The 20,129-nt window shown below is 47.8% G+C and carries 19 protein-coding genes; 6 read left to right on the top strand and 13 right to left on the bottom strand.

All coding sequences use genetic code 11. The features are described 5' to 3' along the window. The first annotated feature begins 8 nt into the window (after positions 1 to 8). Positions 9 to 929, top strand: coding sequence for a phosphoribulokinase (locus ACJJI6_RS13630; RefSeq protein ID WP_475710849.1), 921 nt, complete (start codon positions 9 to 11; stop codon positions 927 to 929). Between the two features lie 70 nt (positions 930 to 999). Here ACJJI6_RS13630 and ACJJI6_RS13625 read toward each other — a convergent pair whose 3' ends face one another. Then, entirely contained in the window at positions 1,000 to 1,917 is a 918-nt protein-coding gene (locus ACJJI6_RS13625) for a hypothetical protein (RefSeq protein WP_444892769.1), read from the bottom strand. Between the two features lie 1,184 nt (positions 1,918 to 3,101). Beyond that, the gene (locus ACJJI6_RS13620) at positions 3,102 to 3,506 is read right to left on the bottom strand and encodes a hypothetical protein (protein WP_475710847.1); all 405 of its coding nucleotides are present in this window, start codon (positions 3,504 to 3,506) and stop codon (positions 3,102 to 3,104) included. 272 nt (positions 3,507 to 3,778) lie between these two features. On the opposite strand from ACJJI6_RS13620, the gene ACJJI6_RS13615 reads away from it, so the two are divergent. Together ACJJI6_RS13615 and ACJJI6_RS13610 are read left to right on the top strand one after the other, a co-directional pair. Continuing rightward, positions 3,779 to 4,231, top strand: a complete 453-nt coding sequence (locus ACJJI6_RS13615; protein WP_475710846.1) for a methylglyoxal synthase — start codon at positions 3,779 to 3,781, stop codon at positions 4,229 to 4,231. Positions 4,232 to 4,416: 185 nt separating this feature from the next. Continuing rightward, the gene (locus ACJJI6_RS13610; RefSeq protein ID WP_475710844.1) at positions 4,417 to 4,845 is read left to right on the top strand and encodes an ExbD/TolR family protein; all 429 of its coding nucleotides are present in this window, start codon (positions 4,417 to 4,419) and stop codon (positions 4,843 to 4,845) included. Between the two features lie 126 nt (positions 4,846 to 4,971). Here the strand turns inward: ACJJI6_RS13610 and ACJJI6_RS13605 are convergent, their stop codons facing one another. Further along, entirely contained in the window at positions 4,972 to 5,754 is a 783-nt protein-coding gene (locus tag ACJJI6_RS13605) for a tryptophan 2,3-dioxygenase (RefSeq protein WP_413664361.1), read from the bottom strand. Positions 5,755 to 5,883: 129 nt separating this feature from the next. On the opposite strand from ACJJI6_RS13605, the gene ACJJI6_RS13600 reads away from it, so the two are divergent. The 3 genes from ACJJI6_RS13600 to ACJJI6_RS13590 all read left to right on the top strand — a co-directional run bounded on the left by ACJJI6_RS13600 (position 5,884) and on the right by ACJJI6_RS13590 (position 9,135). Then, the gene (locus ACJJI6_RS13600) at positions 5,884 to 7,131 is read left to right on the top strand and encodes a Zn-dependent hydrolase (RefSeq protein WP_475710842.1); all 1,248 of its coding nucleotides are present in this window, start codon (positions 5,884 to 5,886) and stop codon (positions 7,129 to 7,131) included. Positions 7,132 to 7,219: 88 nt separating this feature from the next. After that, positions 7,220 to 8,140: a dimethylarginine dimethylaminohydrolase family protein gene (locus ACJJI6_RS13595; protein ID WP_444926659.1), complete on the top strand. Its 921-nt coding sequence runs from the start codon at positions 7,220 to 7,222 to the stop codon at positions 8,138 to 8,140. 215 nt (positions 8,141 to 8,355) lie between these two features. Beyond that, positions 8,356 to 9,135 (top strand): enoyl-CoA hydratase, encoded by a 780-nt coding sequence (locus ACJJI6_RS13590; protein WP_444926660.1) that lies wholly within the window; start codon positions 8,356 to 8,358, stop codon positions 9,133 to 9,135. A gap of 45 nt (positions 9,136 to 9,180) precedes the next feature. Here the strand turns inward: ACJJI6_RS13590 and glpQ are convergent, their stop codons facing one another. From glpQ to ACJJI6_RS13540, 10 genes are all read right to left on the bottom strand, one after another. Next, positions 9,181 to 10,269, bottom strand: coding sequence for a glycerophosphodiester phosphodiesterase (glpQ, locus tag ACJJI6_RS13585; RefSeq protein ID WP_475710841.1), 1,089 nt, complete (start codon positions 10,267 to 10,269; stop codon positions 9,181 to 9,183). 165 nt (positions 10,270 to 10,434) lie between these two features. Then, positions 10,435 to 10,854, bottom strand: coding sequence for a hypothetical protein (locus tag ACJJI6_RS13580; protein ID WP_444892775.1), 420 nt, complete (start codon positions 10,852 to 10,854; stop codon positions 10,435 to 10,437). A 459-nt stretch (positions 10,855 to 11,313) separates the two neighbouring features. Further along, entirely contained in the window at positions 11,314 to 12,945 is a 1,632-nt protein-coding gene (locus ACJJI6_RS13575; protein ID WP_444892776.1) for a long-chain fatty acid--CoA ligase, read from the bottom strand. 100 nt (positions 12,946 to 13,045) lie between these two features. Further along, complete coding sequence (locus tag ACJJI6_RS13570; RefSeq protein ID WP_444892777.1) at positions 13,046 to 14,509, bottom strand: M48 family metalloprotease; 1,464 nt, start codon at positions 14,507 to 14,509, stop codon at positions 13,046 to 13,048. Positions 14,510 to 14,539: 30 nt separating this feature from the next. Continuing rightward, positions 14,540 to 15,202 carry a hypothetical protein gene (locus ACJJI6_RS13565; protein ID WP_475710839.1) on the bottom strand — a complete coding sequence of 221 codons (663 nt, stop codon included), beginning with the start codon at positions 15,200 to 15,202 and terminating at the stop codon, positions 14,540 to 14,542. Positions 15,203 to 15,214: 12 nt separating this feature from the next. After that, a complete protein-coding gene (locus ACJJI6_RS13560) occupies positions 15,215 to 15,877 on the bottom strand; it encodes a hypothetical protein (RefSeq protein WP_282934292.1) in 663 nt (220 codons plus the stop codon). Positions 15,878 to 15,900: 23 nt separating this feature from the next. After that, on the bottom strand, positions 15,901 to 16,905 hold the full coding sequence (locus tag ACJJI6_RS13555) for a VWA domain-containing protein (protein ID WP_475710837.1): 1,005 nt from the start codon (positions 16,903 to 16,905) through the stop codon (positions 15,901 to 15,903). After that, the gene (locus ACJJI6_RS13550; protein ID WP_282934290.1) at positions 16,902 to 17,984 is read right to left on the bottom strand and encodes a vWA domain-containing protein; all 1,083 of its coding nucleotides are present in this window, start codon (positions 17,982 to 17,984) and stop codon (positions 16,902 to 16,904) included. The genes ACJJI6_RS13555 and ACJJI6_RS13550 overlap by 4 nt, the downstream gene beginning before the upstream one ends. Beyond that, entirely contained in the window at positions 17,974 to 19,278 is a 1,305-nt protein-coding gene (locus tag ACJJI6_RS13545) for a hypothetical protein (RefSeq protein WP_475710835.1), read from the bottom strand. Before ACJJI6_RS13545 ends, ACJJI6_RS13550 begins: the two co-directional genes overlap by 11 nt. A gap of 38 nt (positions 19,279 to 19,316) precedes the next feature. Next, entirely contained in the window at positions 19,317 to 20,111 is a 795-nt protein-coding gene (locus ACJJI6_RS13540; RefSeq protein WP_282934287.1) for a MotA/TolQ/ExbB proton channel family protein, read from the bottom strand. Between the last annotated feature and the right edge of the window lie 18 nt (positions 20,112 to 20,129).

Raw genomic sequence — 20,129 nt, 5'->3', positions numbered from 1 at the left:
GGGAATTTATGAATAAGGCTAAATGGCCGAATGAAGTTTTAGAGCGTAGTGGACAGCTTAAGGAGAGTTTATCGGGGCCTTTTAAGGAGCTGTTGCGTGAGCATCAATTACCATGCGATTTCCTCCAGGTACTCGAACAACTTTTTCTTCCTCTCGGAGTTTGGGTACTGACTCGCCATAAGCGCAGTAATCCATTAATAATTGGGGTTAGCGGGGGGCAGGGTACCGGCAAGTCGACCCTGGCAGATGTGTGGCAATGTATTTACCAGGCGATGGGCTATCGCTGCTGTGTTTTGTCTCTGGATGATATCTATTTAACGCTGGAACAGCGCCGCAAGCTGGCTACACAGGTACACCCTTTACTCGAAACTCGTGGTGTGCCGGGAACCCATGATATCGGCTTGGGAATTAGCACGCTCAAGGCCCTGTGTGCAGCCAATACTGATTCCGCTATCGCATTACCTAGGTTTGATAAAGGACGTGATGATCGGATCCCTGAGCACTTGTGGCCCGTATTCAAGGGGCAAGTTGATGTTGTTATCTTCGAAGGATGGTGCCTAGGGGCCAAGCCTTCAGAAGGGCATGAAGGACCGCTCAATGAATTGGAGTGCAGGGAAGATAGTACTGGCGAATGGCGAAATTATATTAATCAACAGTTGGAAGGTTCTTATCGAGATCTTTTTTCGCTTATCGATGTATGGGTGATGCTCAAAGCGCCGAGTATGGAATGTATCGTTGAGTGGCGTAAGTTACAGGAACATAAACTCAGGGTTCGCTCCGGAATGGGGATGACAGATCAACAAATTGTTCAGTTTGTACAACACTACGAAAGAGTGACGCGGAGCTTACTAGAGGATATGCCGGGTTGGGCAGATTGTGTTATTGAGTTGGGGGAGGACCATCAGGTGAAGGGCTTGCGGATGCAGTAAGTTCTGTTTAAACCCTGGCGAGGCCAGGGTTTAAACTAACTGAATAAATCAGTTTTACTTAAGCGCTGGCTTACTTAGCCTTGGGCGGACGACCGCGACCGCGTTTTACAGGAGCAGCTTCAGTTGCTGCTGCGGCTGTGGCTTCTGCTTTTTTGGGGCGCCCTGGCTTTTTCTTAGCGGCTTCCGCTTTTGCTGGGCGACCGGGCTTCTTTTGTGCGGATTCTGCCTTAGGTGGGCGGCCACGACCGCGTTTTACAGGAGCAGCATCAGTTGCTGCGGCGGTTGCGGTCTCTGCTTTTTTGGGGCGGCCGGGCTTTTTCTTAGCGGCTTCAGTTTTTGCTGGGCGACCGGGCTTCTTTTTGGCTTCAGTGGCGTCTTTTTTGGGACGGCCAGGCTTTTTCTTGGCTTCTTCGGTCTTAGCGGGACGACCAGGCTTCTTCTTGGCTTCTTCAGTTTTAGCTGGGCGACCGGGTTTTTTCTTAGCTGCGGTGGCTTTCTTCTTGTCAGCAGCAGCGGCTTTTTTAGCGGCAGCAGCAGTTTTCTTCGCTTCGGCAGCGGCTTTTTTCTTTTCAGCAGCAGCCAGTTTCTTAGCTACAGCAGCTTCTTCTTTAGCGACGATCTTAGCTACCTGAGAAGCCAGCTTGTTGGCGGCTTTGATTTCAGCCAGTGCATCTTTGGCTTCAGTTGCAGCAGTTTTGGCTTCAGTTGCAGCAGTTTTAGCTGCAGCGGCGGCTTCACGTGCTTTTTTCAGCTGTTGCTGTTGAGCAGCAGTCTTTTTCTTAGCTCTAACAGTCGCTACTTTATCTTGGGTAGTTTTTGCTTTGGCGGCAGCCTTCTTGGCACTGTTTGCCAATTTCTCGGCTTTGACAGTCAGGTCTTTTTCCTGCTTAAGGCGGGCAGTTTCCAGTTTAGCGGTAAGGGAGCGTAGCTCCGCTTCCATTTTTGCGACGTCGCTGGTAGCGACTTGAGCAGCTTTTTTAGTAGCCATTTAAATATCCCTGCAAAATGAATTGTTTTAGTAAGTGGGGGCATTCCTATCAATTATTCTCAGCCATCTTTAACGGAATTAGGCACCGTCCAAGATGCATGTTTTCGGCAGAAAACAATTGATAGTGAGTCCCCCCAAGCTAGCGGCGCTAATTGCAGCTTATTTGTATACCTAATTGCAAGTCCTTTAGATGGTTTTTTTCTATTTAATGTAAAAAAAATGGCTTTTTTTTACATATTTTTCAATTGGGGGCCGTTTGAACTGTGTTTTTGATCTTTTTGGGAACTTGAAAGCACTCATTACTGGTGATTCTTTAACTTCAATATTCTTTGTATCAAGTCAGTATCAGTGGCGTTAAATAGTTGAGTAATTTTGTAAGCTTTATGAACCTGTTGGTTTAGTTGTTTTGGCTTTTATAGTTGGATTTTGATGGTGGCAGATAGTTTCTGTTCATCAATTAACAGAGAGCCGGATTAACAAAACTTAACTGCGAGCTTTTGCCTGCGTCAATTAGCGGGCAACCTCCATAGCTGGTTGTGTAACCTTGCGTATTGAAGTGTGATATTCAAATTGCGGAAAGTTGGCAAGTGTCAAGATGTCAGAGACAGCTTGAGTCCTATTGCCGTACCCTGGTATTTAGTAAGGAATTAAAAACTGGGGGATAACTCACACTCATGTACGGGATCTAGTGCCCCGTATATAAGTACCAACCGGTTGGGGTATTTGGGGTCTTGGCTGCCGGGATCTGCCATTACTGCTGCGAGGTTTACTTTTACATGGCGGAAAGCAAACCAGTGATAAATCTAGTTATAACCATATATATAATGGGACGGAACTGTATTAGTTTGTGCTCTTCAGTCGAGGTCTTTTTAATTACCGAGAAAGCGAGCGCTTGGTCTCTAGTCATTTGTTTTGCTATCACGTGACATCCCTGCTAGTCATAAAAGGAGTAGAGGGCAGTTATTCAGAGGCAAGTAATACCAGAAGCTATTTGAATGCAGTCCTGATTATCCGTGCGTTGATCAACAATCTTAATGATATTTTTATGGGCAATGCTTCTGCTTTGGAGTGGCTGCTCTTACCAAAGGCAACCTTATGAGTTTTGCAATGGGAGAGGGGGAGAGGACTGACCCAGTAACAGAATATCTCTGTCACTGGGGTGATATGGAGTCAATCGCGTAGCTTTATAGTGGCCCGTAGGGCAAATAACGATTGTTGGAATTCTGGCGAATCCATAGCAGTTGTTCTTTTGTTAATGGCGTCGAGCGTTGCTTGAGTACTTTGGCGAGGGGAATTACTGCAGACTCAGCGCCGGCGTCCCAGCCTGGCAGATTCATTTCTGCCAAGGTAAAGAAGCGAATCAGTTGCCATAGCTGGGAACTGTTCCAATGTTCGCTCTCTTCGATCCAGTGTTGGAAGGGAAGGCGAATAAGTGTGGAGGGTACTTTTTCAAACGCTCCTACTGATTCTGTAAAAGGTTTATCTGACTCTGCAATTTCGATAAGTCTGAGCAACTGCTCCCGGTTGAATTCTTCACTGGTTTCATTTTGTGGGCCACTTACCTGTGGCTCCCAGGCTCCTACGCTCATACTTACTCCTTATAAAGGTCCGGTTTCTTGCTGTTGCATTATAGCGAGGGGGGCTGCGTTCAGGGGGATCTTACTCTAGATAACAATGAATAAAGAGATCTTTGAATTAATCCACATTACTTCTTCGAATCTAATGAATCGTCTTGTAGTAATTTTGGAAGTCTTTATAAAGGAGTTGGGTTGCGATAACAGGGACTAAACCTACGGGAAAATCAAATCTGTCGGTGCTTATTTGAGATACTATAGAAGAGACTCTTGATATTGAGGTTCAAATGGAATTTATTGCTAAAGCACTGCCGGCGACAAAGCGAGTGGCTCTGGTAGCCCATGACAACCGTAAAGACGCCATGATTCAGTGGTGTCTCAGACATCACTGTCTGCTCAAACAACACCAGTTATTGGCTACGGGGACTACTGGTGGAAAAATTGAAGATGCGACGGGTTTAAGTGTTGAAAAGCTCTTAAGTGGCCCTCTGGGAGGTGATCAGCAGCTCGGAGCGAGGATTAGCGAGGGACAGGTGGACTTGCTGATATTCTTCTGGGACCCCTTTGAGCCCATGCCCCATGACCCGGACGTCAAGGCACTACTGCGTATTGCTGCAGCGTGGAATATCCCTGTGGCTTGCAACCAGAGCAGTGCAGATATGGTGGTACAGTCACCATTGATGGACCAATCCTTCGAACATGAGGTGCCTGACTATCACAGCTATCTAGCAGGGCGTTAGTCGGAATTTTTGCTTAAAATTTGATCTTTTCTATCGGCTTGATTCTGTAACTTATTGATTTTTAAGGTTTATTTATCTCTGTTATCGCTCGCACTTGCAATGCTTGCGAAATCGCGGCAATCTTGCCCACCAGATTAGACCGGTCAATCCGGCACCCCTGATATTTGAAAATTGCACGGTGTTTTATGAGTAGACGACGCGGAAAGGCCGTAGAAGAAGAAAAGGCAGATATCGACCTGACGCCTATGTTGGACGTTGTGTTTATCATGCTGATTTTCTTTATCGTGACTGCTTCATTTGTTAAAGAGAAGGCGCTGGATGTGAATGTGCCTGACCCAAATGAGACCAGCCAATCTAATCCAGACCCTGACAAGCAGAACATTCTGTTGATGGTCAGTGCAAATGATGAAATCACCACGGCGGATGGCAGCCGTATTGACACTCGTGCAGTACGAGCTCGTATCGCTCAGATGTATGCGGAGAACCCGCAGGCAATGGTGATTGTGCGTGCGCACAACAAGTCTAGTGCGGATACTTACGTACAGATTGCGGATGCCGCGAAGGAAGTGAGCCTGGGTATTCAGGTCTCCCTGGTACCTTACGAGGGCGACTAAGTTCCCGGTGAGTTACCCGCGCTTAAAAAGCCAGCATATTGCTGGCTTTTTTCATTTGTGAATTATGGTTTTGAACTGGTCACAAATTGGGGGGTACTCAAGTACCCCCTCAAATGAAATCCGATATCAGAATTCTGAACGAATTGCCCAGAGGTCGGGGAAAACCGGTCTAAATAGGGTTCCCTGTAAATAACCTACCCCGCTCGAGCCACCAGTCCCCATTTTCCTGCCAATTGTTCGCTCGACCATTTTCACATGTCGGTAACGCCACTGTTGTAACGAAGTATCGATGTCCACCAAAGCCTCACAGATTTCACTTACCAGTGGATCATTGCGATAGATATCGATCAGTATTTTCTGGACGGCTGAAGAAGGCTCCGCAACTTGGCTAAAATCCCTTTCAAGCTCATTAGCGGGTACCTTATGCCCCTCGTGAACCAAAAAGTTTAGGAAGGCATCCCAAAGGGTCGGCGCCTCAAGGCGCTTCATCAAGCGCTGGTAGTGCTCTGAGCCAGGGGTATAGTTTTCCAGTTTTTTCGGGTCCTTGGCTCCGTAAAGAAATTCCAACTCGCGAAACTGGTACGACTGAAAACCACTAGCTGTGGATAGTCGATCGCGGAAAGACATAAACTCCAGGGGAGTTAGGGTTTCCAGGATATCGACCTGTTGAATCAAAGTACGATAAATCGTGTCGACACGTTTAAGTGTATGCAATGCGCGATTGCGTTCACCTGCGTTGAACAGTCGCACCAGGAAATCCAGTTCATGCAACATTTGCTTGAACCAGAGCTCGTAGCTTTGATGAATAGTAATGAAAAGTAGTTCGTCGTGCTCGGGACCATCGGAAAGGGGTTTCTGGCACTGCAAAAGCTCGTCTACTTTTAGGTAAGAGCTATAAGTTATTGTCATAGTCAGCTGCTTCCTGAGTGTGTTTTGACCAGTTACAAAATAATGCTCTCTTTAGCCGGTGTGGATCAAAACAAAAATTACGGCAAAGTGATTAATATTGGACCCATTATAAAGCCCGGAGCTCTTTGAATGGAAAACCCAGCACAAAACCTACGTGTCAATGGCTCTCGCCTTTGGGATAGCCTGATGGAAATTTCTGAGATAGGCGCGACCCCAGCGGGCGGATGCAATCGACAAGCCCTGACAGATGAAGACCGTGAAGGGCGCGACCTTTTCGTGCGCTGGTGCCAAGATATAGGCTGTGAGGTCAGAGTGGACCAGATGGGCAACATTTTTGCCCGCCGACCGGGAGCAGATAACAGCTTGCCTGCGGTAGTGACTGGTTCTCATTTGGATACCCAGCCCACGGGTGGCAAATTTGACGGTGTATATGGCGTACTTGCCGGCCTGGAAGTTCTGCGCACTCTAGAGGATCAAGGTATCAGGACCAAGGCCCCATTAGAGGTGGTTGTATGGACTAATGAGGAGGGTGCGCGCTTTTCCCCTGCAATGGTGGGCTCCGGAGTTTGGGCTGGTGAATTTAGCTTGGAGTATGGGCACAGCCGTGCGGATAAATCGGGTATCACTATCGGTGAAGAGTTGGAGCGGATCGGCTATCTCGGTACTGAGCCCGCTCAGCCGAGGGCTATTAAGGCTTCATTTGAAGCGCATATCGAGCAGGGCCCGATCCTCGAAAAACAGGATCAGGTAATTGGTGTTGTCACCGGTGTACAGGGTATTCGTTGGTATGACGTAACTTTTTGCGGAACGCCTTGCCATGCGGGTCCAACTCCGATGGAGGACCGCCGCGATCCGGTCCAGGCAATGTCCATTCTGTGCGAGCGCATGTATCGTGAAGTCCGGGAGTATTCAGAAGATGCGCGTATGACCTGTGGAGATTTAAGGGCGGCGCCGGGCAGCCGAAATACAGTTCCTGAAGAGGTTGTGCTGGCACTGGACCTCCGTCACCCGTTACCTGAAGGGTTAAACCATCTGCATAAAGCCTTGTATAGGGCGGCTGAAAAAGTACAAGAAGAAACAGGTACCAGAGTCGATATTCGGGAAGAGTGGTACTCACCTCCCGTCGCCTTTGATAAGCATTGCATTGATTCGGTTAGCAGTGCTGTGCAGACCTTGGGATATAGCAATCGCAAGATGGTCTCAGGTGCTGGGCACGATTCCGTATATGTTTCCCGAGTTGCCCCTGTCTCTATGATCTTTGTGCCCTGTGAAGGAGGGCTGTCGCACAATGAAGCAGAATCGGCGGAGCCGGATCATCTTGAGGCGGGTTGTAATGTGTTGCTTCACGCAATGCTAAACAGTGCGGAGCAGGCTTAAGTAGCGGTAAAACAAGTGCTTCTGTCAACTGTCGGCGTTGCACTGTCTTTGTTTTGGCATAGTTGATAACAAGTTGGAATTTAGGCGAATGAGTAATTTTACTTTGAAGCACCGTCAGGATAACGGCGGTACGGCACCCCTGAGTGAGTGGGGGATGGATTCAGAATACGGTGTACTGCGGGATGTTTTAATTGGGCCTGTGGATAACTTCAGTTGGCGCACTGGTAATGCGAGTGCGCGACGTGCTGAGCGCCTCGGAATGAAGTTTGATCACAAGGTGGCGATGGCACAGCATGGAGAGATGCTCGATGCTTACCGCCACGCAGGAGTGAATACGCACCTAATTCCAGCAGACAGCACATTGCCCTACCAAATTTACGGTCGTGATTCTTCGGTAATGACCCCTTGGGGGCCTATCGTGACACAGATGTTCAGCCCTTGGCGCCGTGGTGAGTGGGCGCCCATAGTGAAGAAATATGCAGAGCTGGATATCCCTATTTACGACATTATTACCGCAGGCTCTCTGGAGGGCGGTGATTTTATGGTGCTAGAGCCCGGCGTTATTCTGTGTGGCTACTCCGGCGAACGCACCAGCCCGCAGGGATTTGAGCAGATGAAAAGTTGGGTGGAAAAAGAGGGCTGGGAAGTTAAAGGCTACCAGTTCGATCCATTCTTCCTGCATATTGATGTGATGGTAGCCATGCTTGCGGAAAAGCTGGCAGCAATTTGTGTTGATGCTGTTGAGCCGGAGCTGGTGCAGTGGTTTAAAAGTCGAAATATAGAGATTATCGATATTCCCTTCCCACAGGTATTGGAACTTGGAGTGAATGTCGTTGCCCTGGGGAACGATCGAGTGATGCTACCTAAGGCCAATACCGGACTGGCGGAGAAGTGTCGCGCACATGGCCTGGAAGTTATCGACCCAGATATTTCAATGATTACTCCGGGGGGCGGTGGCGTTCATTGCATGTGCCAACCTCTACGCCGGGATTCAGCCAATAAAGTTTGATTACTATTGCTGGTTACCTAGAGGGCCCGGTCACTGGTGACCGGGTTAATCCCGTCAACGAAAGTGGTTGATTAGGAACTCGAACCTCTGGGAGTAGCGGTTAATATGAATCTCCTAAATAGATGGCCTACAGCGGATTACAAGTGGCTTCCGTTGGGGTTCCATAATTAGGCTACTGAGAGTAGCCCAATCTACTTATTACCCCGGAGAACAATATGCAAAGCGAATGCGCTGAAATTCAGGCTCAGCTTAAGGACCGCATCCTCGAGATTACAATTAATCGACCCGGGCGCAAAAATGCCCTGACTATGGCCATGTATACCGCGATGGCAGGGTTATTGAATAGCGCAGCTACAAACCCGGATGTTCGCGTCGCGATTATTACCGGTGCTGAGGGCATATTCACCAGTGGTAACGACCTGACAGATTTCCTGGGCGGCTCTGCCGAAGGGGAGGAGTCTCCGGTTTTCCAGTTTATGAGTGCTCTTTACCACTTCCCCAAGCCGGTAGTTGCAGCCGTTAATGGCCCTGCAGTAGGTATTGGTACAACCATGCTGTTGCATTGCGACCTGTCTTTTGCTGGGGACGACGCCATGTTCCAGATGCCATTTGTGGACCTGGGACTGTGTCCAGAGTATGGCTCCAGCTACTTGTTGCCCAGGATCGCCGGCCATGCCAAAGCTTCTGAACTGTTATTGTTGAGCAAGCGTTTTAGTGCTCAGGAAGCCGTTGAGATTGGTATCTGTAATGCCGCAGTGGCGCCAGAACAGGCCATAGTTCGCGCACGTGAAGCCGCAGCTGAGTTAGCGAGGAAAGCTCCGGCTGCCCTCCGTTTAACTAAACAGCTTTTGCGCAGAGCAACTCTAGAGAAAGGGTTAGAGTTTATTCAAGACGAAGGCCGTTACTTTAAGGAGCGCCTCGCCTCTGATGAGTTTAAAGAGGCTGCTATGGCCTTTATGGAGAAGAGACCAGCGGACTTCTCCAAGTTTGATTAAGTAAAAAAAGGCCGCACTATGCGGCCTTTTTTCTGATTTCATTTTTTAACGATCCCTATGTCCCCGGGAAAGATAGTTAACGGCTCTGTCGGGGTGGTCGGTAAAGAGACCGTCAATGCGCAGCTGATATACAGCGAAATGCAGGAAGTCCTCGAAGCTTTCAAATTCTTCGGGAACCTTGCCTGTATCCGCGCGGAAGGTATAGGGGTGAACTTCTAGCTGTCTGCGGTGTGCCCGGCGGACAACACTGTTAGCTCTTGGTTGGCCATCCGTTACTTCCATTAACATAGGATACCAGGGGCCAATCCCATCTGCGTAGGTGGCGATTTTGCGCAAGCCCCCCTGTTGCAGCATCCAGTCATAATTGTACTTTTCAATTTCTCCATTCACTTCGACCAATTTTTCCCCCCAGTCGGTAGCGGCGATCAATTGAACTAATGATAGATCCATCCCCATGGAGGGCATCAGCTCAAATTTAACTCGCTGGAGCTCTTCTGCGTCAAAGCATTGGAAAAAAACTTTGTGATCGCGATCGGTATAGCCGTATTTCTTGAGTGATTGCAAGGCTATAGAGGCAATATCTTTTCCTTCCCAGTGATGGAAGTAGGGTTTTTTAATCTCCGGGTAGATGCCAATATCGTAGCCCAGAGATCGGTTAAGCCCCTGAATTAATTCCAGTTCTTCCTCAAAGGTGGACAGCTTAAAGCTAGATTTCCATATTGGAAATCTCTCGGGATATTTTGCTTGAAGTCCATCCTCACTATCTATGAAGGGCTCTGATACCTGAAGCTGTTTAAGTTCGGTCAGGGTAAAATCGATAGTGTAAAAGTGACCATCATCGCGAGCGCGCTGGGGAAAAACGTTGGCGACATTAGTTACGCTATCTAGATAAATATCGTGCATTACGATCAAGTGATCATCTTTGCTGAGTACCAAGTCTTGCTCGATATAGTCTGGACGCATAGCGTAAGCCAGCGCTTTGGATTCGAGGGTGTGTTCAGGTAGGTAGGCAGAGGCACCTCTATGAGCTACCACAATAGTTTGTTTATTTCTCTGATCAAAGTTGTCCGCGCAGGTTAGTGTTGCGGCTACAGAAAAGCCAATCAACACTACTGATAGAAGGTTTTTTAACATGTGATAAAGGCCCGTGATGAATTGTGGGGCACTTTCTAGCAGAGAAATATGACAGGGATATAACTGAATACGAGAGCCCCGTCGGGGCGAGGCTTTCGCAGAGCGAGCGTAGAGCTATTCAGCGCGGCTTCGTCTATCTGATAGGCATTATGAACCCTGGACACTCTAATTTCTTCTCTCTTGAAGCTTGGCTTTGAAGGCTGCTCGATTTTCTTCTTGAAGTTTTTTGAACTCTGCTAATTGCTGATCCGTCAGTACGGTGGACATTTCACTGAGCGTAGATTTTCTGATAGCGGCCATTTCTTTGCCTAACTGGCGCTTCTCACGAAAGCTCATCTTTTGGATAGCGCCAGAGGGACTTTCTATGTTAACGCCGTATTTTGCAAGCACTTGGCGGCGTTGTTCATTGGCTGATTCCAGGATTGGCTTTACTTTTTCTACCTGCTCATCAGAGAGGTTAAGCTTGGCTTTAGTTGCCTCTAAGCGCTCCGCAAGTTGTGCGGCATGGTCATTATCTGCCCAAGCTAGGGTATTTGCAGAAATGGTAATTATTGCAGCGATTACCAAACTGAATAATTTCTTCATTGTGACTTCCTCGTTAATGAGTAAATGCCGTTGCTGTGAGGAGTATGATAATGGCTAGATTGTAAGCCAGTGCCATCCAACGCAAGGAAGTGTAAATTCCCTATTCCCTCTCACATGGACTGAGATATTCCAGGATATCCACAGTCAGATACTTCTACTCAAGATAATTCTAGACAATTCTGGTTGGCTAGTGCGCCTAGGTAAGTCAATAGAAGATAAACCGATATCCAGTCAGCCCGGAAACCATGAATCGATAAGGGTTAATAGTCAGCAAGCAAAGATTGTCGCCTACAGAGGAACCGCTGGTTTAGGTATTAACAGGAAGTTAAGCACTCTAAAACGGCGCTATTTCGGCGCCGTCAAAATTTAATCAAGACTTGAGGTAGGTAAAATTGCGTTATTACAGTGCAACGCTTTGCTATGCCGCGATGATGCCTGCCAAAAGCGTCTTAATCCCCTTCACACAGTGGCTTCGTGAGACCATAGATAGTCGGCATAGATTTCTCGAAGGTCTTTTTTGCTGACTTTGCCTGTAGCCGTATGGGGGATTTCCTTGGCAATGACACAGTCATCGGGAATCCACCAGTTGGCAAAATGCCCTTTAAAGGATGCCAGAATCTCCTCAGTTTTTAGTGTTTTGCCTTCAGCAGGAACAATGATCAGGAGAGGCCGCTCAGCCCACTTTTCATGGGCAACCCCAATAACAGCGGCTTCGGCTACTCCCGCCTGTGTCATAGCAAAATTCTCCAGCTCAATAGAGGAAATCCACTCGCCGCCGGACTTGATAACATCCTTAGTGCGATCAGTGATTGTCAGGTAGCCGTCAGCATCGATCGTGGCAACGTCACCAGTATCAAACCAGCCGTCTTCGGTAAGTGCTGACTCTTTGGATTGGTAGTAGCGCTCACAGACCCAGGGACCACGCACTTGAAGGGCTCCAAAAGCCAGCCCGTCTTGTGCCAAGGTATTTCCCTCGGGGTCTACAATACGCATCTCGACCCCAAAGCCCGCTCGACCCTGCTTGAGCCTGAGGGCCTGTGCTTCGTCTTTAGAGAGGTTCTCAGGTATGCGGGCATTGTAGGTTCCCAGCGGGCTCATTTCAGTCATGCCCCAGGCGTGATGGGTATATACCCCATGCTTTTGCTCGAATTCCTCCATAATACTCCAGGGGCAAGCCGATCCACCCACGACTACTCGATTCAAGCTGGGTAGGGTCTCTTCACTTTCCCGCAGGTACTTGAGCAGGGCGAGCCAAACGGTTGGAACGCCGGCAGCGATAGTAACGGCTTCCTTTTGAATTAATTGACTGAGCGTTTCTCCACACCCCATTTTGGGGCCAGGTAACACGAGTTTTGCTCCAACAGCCGGTGCCGCATAGGGTATTGACCAGGCGTTGACGTGAAACATGGGAACAACAGGCAATATGGCTTCGTCCCTTCTAATCGCAAAGACATCTGGCATTAATACGCCGTAGGTATGCAGCATCAGAGAGCGATGGGAATAAAGCACCCCTTTGGGATTGCCTGTTGTGCCTGATGTATAACAGAGTGCTGCTGCACTCTCTTCCTCTAATTCAGGCCATTGAAACTCAGTGGGCTCTGCTGCAATCAATGTTTCATAGCAGTAAACATTGCTCAGGCTTGTGGCGGGCATATGTGCTTTATCAGTTAGCACAATGATGCCTTCAATCGAATCTAGATATTCTGCCAGAGATTCGATTAGGGGCATAAATAGTGGATCAATAAACAGCCATCGATCTGCGGCATGCTCAATAATGTAAGATATTTGCTCAGGGAAAAGCCGGGGGTTAATGGTATGGCAAATGAGCCCGCTGCAAGAAGTTGCGTAGTAGAGTTCAAAATGCCGGTGATCGTTCCAGGCAAGAGTACCAATTCGATCTCCATCATTGGCTCCAAGCTTTTGTAGTGCATTTGCCAATTGCGAGACTCGCTCAAAAGCTTGTTGATAGCTATAACGAAAATCGGGGTTATCCAAGGTAACTGAAACAATCTCACTATCCGGTGAGTTGCTTAGAGCATGCTTCATAATACCGGTGAGGATGAGCTGGGATTGCATCATCATGCCATTCATCACTTACTCCTTATTATTATCTTTTATTTTCAGATAGACACTAACCCTCCAAAATTTTGGGGGGTGATAGAAAAAGGATTAGGGGCTGATTCTTATAAAATTATTGAACGATCTTTATCCATTCTCCGGGCTTGGGTTCTCCTCGGGGATAATAACCATTTAAGAGGCGTAATTGCTCCTCTGCATATTCGCCGATTTCCATATGTTTTGCCAGGGAGGCAAAAGTAGTTTTTTCATTGGCCTGGACGTAGCGCAAGCGTTTGATGTCCTTCTCTTCTACAATGTCAGTTTGTCGTAGCGGCCTGAAGCTTCTAATGCTGGTCAGGAATAAATTGTCATATTTATCAATAGCTTCTGGATCTGAGTCTTCATCATTTGTGACTTTTCCCTGCAGTACAAATTGTCTGCTACCATAAAAAATTACCGCAATTCTGTCTGGATCTGCATCCTCTTTTTCAAGCGGTGGAATTTTTCCGGTATGGCCTTCAAGTCGATATTGATTGAGTTTCTCCCCTTTCTCCAGTTGTCGTAGATCGAACTCTGAGCGCAGAGCCATGTCAGCGGGCTGGTTGCCATCGCGTTGGGTAACTGTAATGGTAATTTGTGCACTTTTATCAGGTGCAGAGCCGACAATGGCTGAACGTTGATTTTCTACCAACCAGCCATCGGGAAATAAAAGGGAGAAGCCCAGCCGCTTGTGATTGTAGCGATTTTTAGTGGACTGCTGTGTGTTTTGTCCGTACACAAGGCCATCTGTTTTTTCCCGATAGTATTCTACTTTGGTTTCTTTGTTATCTTCGGGAAGCTGGCCCGCAGCGTTTACAACTTCCTGTAGGCGAAGGTCATTTCTAGGGTGAGATGCAAAAACACCGTGGTAAGTTTGCGGTTTCTTGCCCTCAATACGGGCACGGCGTCGGGCAAATGTCTCCTGATCCTTTAATAGCCCAATAACATTGATCATAGCCTGGGGGTCATAACCAGCGTTGAACATATACTGGGCGCCGAAGCGATCGGCTTCCAGTTCCATCTCGCGGCCGTAACCCTTCACTGCAGCGGTGCTATATAAATTTGCAACATCTCCGACTACACCACTACCGGTAACCAAAACTGACAATACTGATACAACGCTGGCTCCGGTCGCAGCTGTTTTTTGCCTTACCGCATGACGGGCGGTGATATGGCCAATCTCATGAGCTAGTACAGCGGCCATTTCAGCTTCTGAGTGCAGGTAAGTTAGAAGGCCTCGGTTGATGTAGATATACCCACCGGGAAGGGCAAATGCGTTGATATCCTGGCTGTCGATGATCGTAAATTGGTACTTGATATCCGGTCTGTCGCTGGCGGCGGCAACTTTTTGCCCGACATGATTAACATAAGCGGTTAGGACTGGGTCTTTATAGATTGGAGTGCTCTCTATCAGCTTTTCATGCATCTCCCGACCGATGGAGATCTCCTTGTCCTCAGACATTAGAACCAGGTCAGGCTTATTGGTGGCAGGGTTAAATGCACAGCCTGCACTGAGTATTAGGATAGCGCTGGCAAAAACACGCTCGATAAATTTCATTACCCCTGGCCTCCCATAGCGTCTTAATTTTTATGAACTGGGTGTTACTGATGGCATCAAGAATTGTTGGAGCTGCAGCGCCATTCCTTTACAGGCATTATTCTGGACTCTGGCGATTAGTGGTATTGGAACCACGATTGCAGGCATATAAGAGGTTCCTTTGGCATCTGCACTAAGTTTCCCAGACAGTTCGCGGTCCCTGAAATCCCATACTGCCGCTTCGTAGTCAGATTCTTTATCCCAAGTCCCAAAGCCAAAGCACCCTGCACCGCCGGTACTGATGGTACAGCTGATAGAGCCGGCACTGGCTGTGGTCTCTGTCGAACCATCAATCCAGACGATGTACTTCACTCCATAGGTTTCCATTCGCTCACGCACACTTTCATTTTCCATCAGGCGATCTAGGGAGCGAACATGCATAGGCGCTGTCCTGGGTTCAAACCAAGGGTACATAAGATCGACAAAATCTTGCTCTGGAATAACGTTTACACCTAACTCAGGGTTGTGTAGTTCTCTACCAACACAGGCAATTAAATCAGGCTCTGTTTCATATTCACTGGAGTGACGGCGGCCCAGGATGACGACGGAATCTCCTTCGGCAAGCTCACCGTCGGAGCGTCGATACTCATCAATTACGACAGTAGTACAACCGCTAATAAAGATTATCGCTGCAACTAGAAGTGGCTTGAACACGATTTACTCCTCTTATTCAGCCTTTTTGGCTTTCACCTTGATTTCTCTCAGTGATAGCGATCGGCGCTTCCCAGAGAGAAAGGCCTGTAGTTCAGGAACTTTCCCAAATCCGGTATAGAGATTTGCTCCGGCATCGCGCAGGGCGATATTTATCGCCTGAGTTAATGCCTGTTCCTGGGACTGTAAAAATGCGGTAGGGGTTTTTCCGTAAGCGGTTATTACCCAGTTGGCAACCTGTCCGCCACTGGGGTCAAATGCAGTCATGTTGTATTTAATCCATACCTCAAAAATATTGACCCTTGTCTCTCTGGGCATTGTGAACTGCAGCTCTCGCACTTCTGGAACTATCACCAGTTCGACATTGGCGGGGACTTCCTGTGGATAACTGGATAGAGATACGGTATCGGTAAACATGGAACCCAATACTGTTTCAAACAGATTTTTTTGTGCTCTGCCTGTGCTTATATTCCATTCTTCACGATCTTCACTGTCTTCTTTATAAGTGAAACTTTTAAAGTCTTCACTGAGGTAGAAGCCTACTGTTATTGGCAATTGATCGCCTATTGGGGCTGGGTAATTGCCATCTACCTGTACTGTATGACTGCAAGCACCCAGGAAGAAACTTACAAGAATAAGTACCTTTAGGTGTCCAAAGGAAGTCGACCTATACCTCATATGTTCCTCCTTGAATCATTTAACTAGCGAAAGTCATTCAACCCCACGAAAGTGCCGCCATTTCGATAGGTGAGTTCGCGCATAAGGGCCGCAAAGCGCAGTCCTGTGGTTTGTAGGTGTGGAGGGCGAGAGAACTGTACAGGGAATCCTACTGCATGGATTCTGATATTTCGTTTTCCCTCACCGTGCTTAGCATTTACCCGTTCGACAGCTAACATAACCCTGCGGATTGATTTTCCGGTGAATTCATCGCCAAGCACATAAATACTGATTTTCTTACTGGGATCATAAAAGCTGCGGACGGCTTTCTGGATACCTTCAACAGGGCTGGAGTTACTAAAAGGATTCCAGGACTTCAACCGCTTTAGTATCGCTTGGCGGCGCCCTGGGGTATCAGGTATCCACTTGTTTCGATAATTGAAGAACATATAGTCCCCCATATCATTCATGACCTGGATACCTTTAACATTGGGATAAAGGTCTAGAGTATTGACCATCTCCGCCATCATTCGGTCCCAGCCGTAATTAAACATACTGCCGGAGGTGTCGATAATGAAGAGAATGTATTCGCTGTCGACAGGGATTCCGCCAATAACATTGTTTTTACGCTGGTAGTTCTCGCCCAGTAGGCGACGCATTTCATCAGTGATGGATTGTAGTGCAATGGTCAGCTCACCTTTGAGTTTGCCATCCTCACTTTGCCCTTCGGTTTTACTGGCAAATTCCGCTTGAAGTGCTTCCAACTCACCGCGCAGGTTGGCAATTCTCTTGCGCTCGATATCGATTTGTTCTCGCTTTGAATTTAGATCCCGGTTGATAACTGTGGTCTCACCACGGATTTCTGCCAGCTGTTGTTGTAGTTCCAATACCTGCCCTTCGAGATCTACTTCAGCTTCCTCTAATACAATCGGTTCTGCAGTCTTGGCGATCATCAGCAGCAAAACAATTGCGCCAAATCCGCAGCAGATAACATCCAGGAAGGAAATGCTGAACTCCTCCTGGCGACGCTTTTTTTGTGCTCCTGTCATGGCCAGTCCCTCGAAGGTGCAAGGAAAGAACCTTTGCTTTGCATCGCCAGCTTCCAAAATTCACTAGCCGCAAATGGGTCCCCCTCCATAGGGGCAAGAATGACATTGATGGGGATATTCTTGGGGAGCACTTTGACCGCGCGCTTGAATAGACTGCGTCTGTCTCTACCAGAAATAGTGGGTTTTCTGGGCGCACTCATCCCTTGGGTCGGTAACCCATCGGTAATGAGAATAATGTTGTCGGGCAGTGGCGTCATAGCGTTAATAGCGTTAAATACTCTCTCTAGACTGGTACCATTTTCCGGCACTACTTCATCTAGTCCCTTGATAGCCTGGTCCAACTGGTCGCGGTCATCCACATTGAGCCAGCGATCTTCTGTACCGGCGATTGCGGCACGAAAAGAGGTATTAAAAGTATAGATCTGGTATTGGCTATCCCTGGGAAACTGAGCAGTAAGCCAGGAGACTGTGCTGACGGCCCTGCGCCATTTTTCAGTTTTGCGTTTTACCGGTGAAGACATGTTACGGGCGCGTATTATTTTAATAAGCTCGTCGCCGAGCATAGACGCCGATGAATCTAATAGTATCAGGATACGATTACCGCCTAGGCGCAGGCCGGTGAGGTATTGACGGTCCCCATCACCGACAAACTTGCGAACGTTATTTCCCAGCTTTTTATTTTCTTCCTCAAGGTTCTTTTTCGCCTGCTCCAGTTTTTTGAGTTTATCTTGTAGCCTCTTGATATCCTCTTCTTCATCGATACTGTCGATTTCAGCGATATTGCCTTTGGTTTCCTCTATTTGCTCCAAAATGCGCCTGGCAAGCCCTTGAGCCTCAACCAGTTCATCACTAACGACATCCAGAGTATTTCTGGCTTGAACTAAGTGTTCCTGTCCAAATTCCACCTCCTCTTCCAGAAGGTTAACCTCGGCAGTGAGATCTTCAGTCTCTACTTCAACTTGGTGATCGGAGCCGTGTTTGATAATAAGAAAAATTAACGCTACTGCCCCAAAACCACAGGACATGATATCGAGGAAGGACAGGCTAAATGTGGAAAAACGACGCTTTTTACGCCCCATATCGCTCCACGCTAATCGCAGTTATCACATCTTGATAATCTGCAACTCCAATTGTATCGCCGGCGTTGAGATTAACGGGTGACTCAATCTCTTTTCCATTGAGTGTGAGCTGAATTCCAGCATCCACCCGCAAAGCAAGTCTGCCGGCATGATTTGTGACTGTTGCAGCAGGGTGCTCCGGTGGTGTTGGGGTGACTTGAAATTTCTCGTCATGCCAGAAAACGAATAGAGGTTCCTGGGCGGCCAGTGCCTTGTGGCCAAAAAGTAAATGTGTCGCTACGGTTTCTGAGGATTTCTCTACATGCACCTTGACCTCATTGGGGGGGAGGGCAGTGACAGAGTTGATCAGTTTCAATGTACTGCTATCACTGCGTAATTCTTTCCAGCGATGATTTATGGCATGTGCAATGGAGTCTCTTGAGAGAAGATGTACACGTTGGGCAAGCTGAATTCCCCCTGGGATATCAGCCCAGCGATGGGAGATAAAGCTCACACTTTGACTTTCCTCCAGGTTTTCAATCATTGCCCGTATACGAGAAAGGAGAGGGGTTGTTGCATCTTGAAGCTGCCGCAGGCTGATCTTTGCTGTTCGATCATCAAGTTCAGCTAGAACTTCTCCGTGACGCATCGCTCGATCAGTCCACTGGGGCATCAAATCATAGAGTTGCTGTTCTGATTCAGCTGAATGTAGCGGATCAAATCGGCACTGCATAATAAATGCATCGGTAAATACGCGAGCCCAGGATTCCTGGAAGTTGTGTAGTCCTGCGTCGGCAACAGTTTCTATCGTTTTCACCGTGGCTTGCTTATCCACAGCAATCTTTGTTACCAGTGTCTGGTGGAGTTGTAGGTCGATATGCAGTTGGATTCCTGCAGGAGCCAAATTACCCAGGCACGCGGTTGCTGCATCAACAATGCCTACGATATTGATATCGCTGACTTTAATAACTCCCAGAAGTAAGGCCAGTTGTTCGTGGGTAAAATTGCCGGGAACAGCGAGAACAATTTCATCGGGAAGGTCACAGTGCTCCGCTATTTCCTGAAGGTGGCAGTAGACCAAGTCGGCATGGTGGCGGCAGCGTTGATTTTCTGACTTTAGCGACTCGAGGCTCAGTCTTCTCCAAAACTGGTTGTTAACCTGAGTCGGATGGCTCCTGGCACGCATTTGAGCTGAGGTACCAATATGAATTTTATTGTGTTCAATAACTGCAATTCCAGGACTTTCCAGTACTTCGTTAGTATTTGAAAATACACGTAATCCGCAGTCATTTATTTCCAGGACGCCTTGTCCCATGGGTTTATTCCTCGCTACGACTTATTCAGGTAGAACCGCTAGCTGATTTTCAGAAAACGCAGTAAGCGGTTGTCACAGTAACTTTGTGTATCCAACACCAGGCGCTCCTGCATGAGTTGTAGCTGGTGAGTGAAAAACATAATGACGATACTAATTACCAGGGCGATAAAGGTAGAGTTAAACGCGACCCCCAGACTTACCGTCACGCCAGCTATATCCCCCTCTACGGCTCGATGCGCCTGTGATAATGCTTCTCCGATACCTCGTACCGTGCCAATAAATCCGATAGATGGAATAGCCCAGGTAATATAGCGAACCATTGCCAGTTCAGAATCGAGTCTGTCTCCCTCAGTTTCGCAAACCTCTTTTACAGAGTTGGAAACGGCGGCGACATTCTTGGTAGAACCGAATCTCTGTAGGGCGGTGAGTAGTGCCCTGGGAACTAAATATCGTCGTTCCTCTTCAGGAAGCGCTTGTATCGGGCGGGATAAATCACGGGTATCCTCGGGAAGAATAGGAGTTCCCTCGCTGATATTAAGTAGAGCTTTATCCAGTAATTTTCGCTCGCGAATGCTTCTCTGTGCCTTTAGTCCCATAATGGCCATTGCCCACAACATCAGAACAAAGCAGGCCTCTTGCTCATAGTCGCGCATCACAATGTAGATAGAGCGTTGTTGAACGTAGGTTTCCCCAGCGGCCTCCCTCGCCAGTTGCTCCTCAATTAGCGCATCTGCATTAGGGCGAATAATGGCGACATAAATCGCGTGGACCAAAATAATAGACCCCAGAAGAGCAAAGACCTGGAAGACAAAATCCGATGATTTAAATTTCATGGCGATACTCGCTAGAAG

It is taken from the genome of Microbulbifer maximicatervae (SeqCode), assembly GCF_056232625.1.
This window is presented reverse-complemented; position numbering and strand designations above follow the sequence as displayed.

Coding starts and splice junctions, on each gene's coding strand:
- ACJJI6_RS13630 (WP_475710849.1), top strand. CDS start 9: ATGAATAAGGCTAAATGGCCGAATGAAGTTTTAGAGCGTAGTGGACAG.
- ACJJI6_RS13625 (WP_444892769.1), bottom strand. CDS start 1,917: ATGGCTACTAAAAAAGCTGCTCAAGTCGCTACCAGCGACGTCGCAAAA.
- ACJJI6_RS13620 (WP_475710847.1), bottom strand. CDS start 3,506: ATGAGCGTAGGAGCCTGGGAGCCACAGGTAAGTGGCCCACAAAATGAA.
- ACJJI6_RS13615 (WP_475710846.1), top strand. CDS start 3,779: ATGGAATTTATTGCTAAAGCACTGCCGGCGACAAAGCGAGTGGCTCTG.
- ACJJI6_RS13610 (WP_475710844.1), top strand. CDS start 4,417: ATGAGTAGACGACGCGGAAAGGCCGTAGAAGAAGAAAAGGCAGATATC.
- ACJJI6_RS13605 (WP_413664361.1), bottom strand. CDS start 5,754: ATGACAATAACTTATAGCTCTTACCTAAAAGTAGACGAGCTTTTGCAG.
- ACJJI6_RS13600 (WP_475710842.1), top strand. CDS start 5,884: ATGGAAAACCCAGCACAAAACCTACGTGTCAATGGCTCTCGCCTTTGG.
- ACJJI6_RS13595 (WP_444926659.1), top strand. CDS start 7,220: ATGAGTAATTTTACTTTGAAGCACCGTCAGGATAACGGCGGTACGGCA.
- ACJJI6_RS13590 (WP_444926660.1), top strand. CDS start 8,356: ATGCAAAGCGAATGCGCTGAAATTCAGGCTCAGCTTAAGGACCGCATC.
- glpQ (WP_475710841.1), bottom strand. CDS start 10,269: ATGTTAAAAAACCTTCTATCAGTAGTGTTGATTGGCTTTTCTGTAGCC.
- ACJJI6_RS13580 (WP_444892775.1), bottom strand. CDS start 10,854: ATGAAGAAATTATTCAGTTTGGTAATCGCTGCAATAATTACCATTTCT.
- ACJJI6_RS13575 (WP_444892776.1), bottom strand. CDS start 12,945: ATGAATGGCATGATGATGCAATCCCAGCTCATCCTCACCGGTATTATG.
- ACJJI6_RS13570 (WP_444892777.1), bottom strand. CDS start 14,509: ATGAAATTTATCGAGCGTGTTTTTGCCAGCGCTATCCTAATACTCAGT.
- ACJJI6_RS13560 (WP_282934292.1), bottom strand. CDS start 15,877: ATGAGGTATAGGTCGACTTCCTTTGGACACCTAAAGGTACTTATTCTT.
- ACJJI6_RS13555 (WP_475710837.1), bottom strand. CDS start 16,905: ATGACAGGAGCACAAAAAAAGCGTCGCCAGGAGGAGTTCAGCATTTCC.
- ACJJI6_RS13550 (WP_282934290.1), bottom strand. CDS start 17,984: ATGGGGCGTAAAAAGCGTCGTTTTTCCACATTTAGCCTGTCCTTCCTC.
- ACJJI6_RS13545 (WP_475710835.1), bottom strand. CDS start 19,278: ATGGGACAAGGCGTCCTGGAAATAAATGACTGCGGATTACGTGTATTT.
- ACJJI6_RS13540 (WP_282934287.1), bottom strand. CDS start 20,111: ATGAAATTTAAATCATCGGATTTTGTCTTCCAGGTCTTTGCTCTTCTG.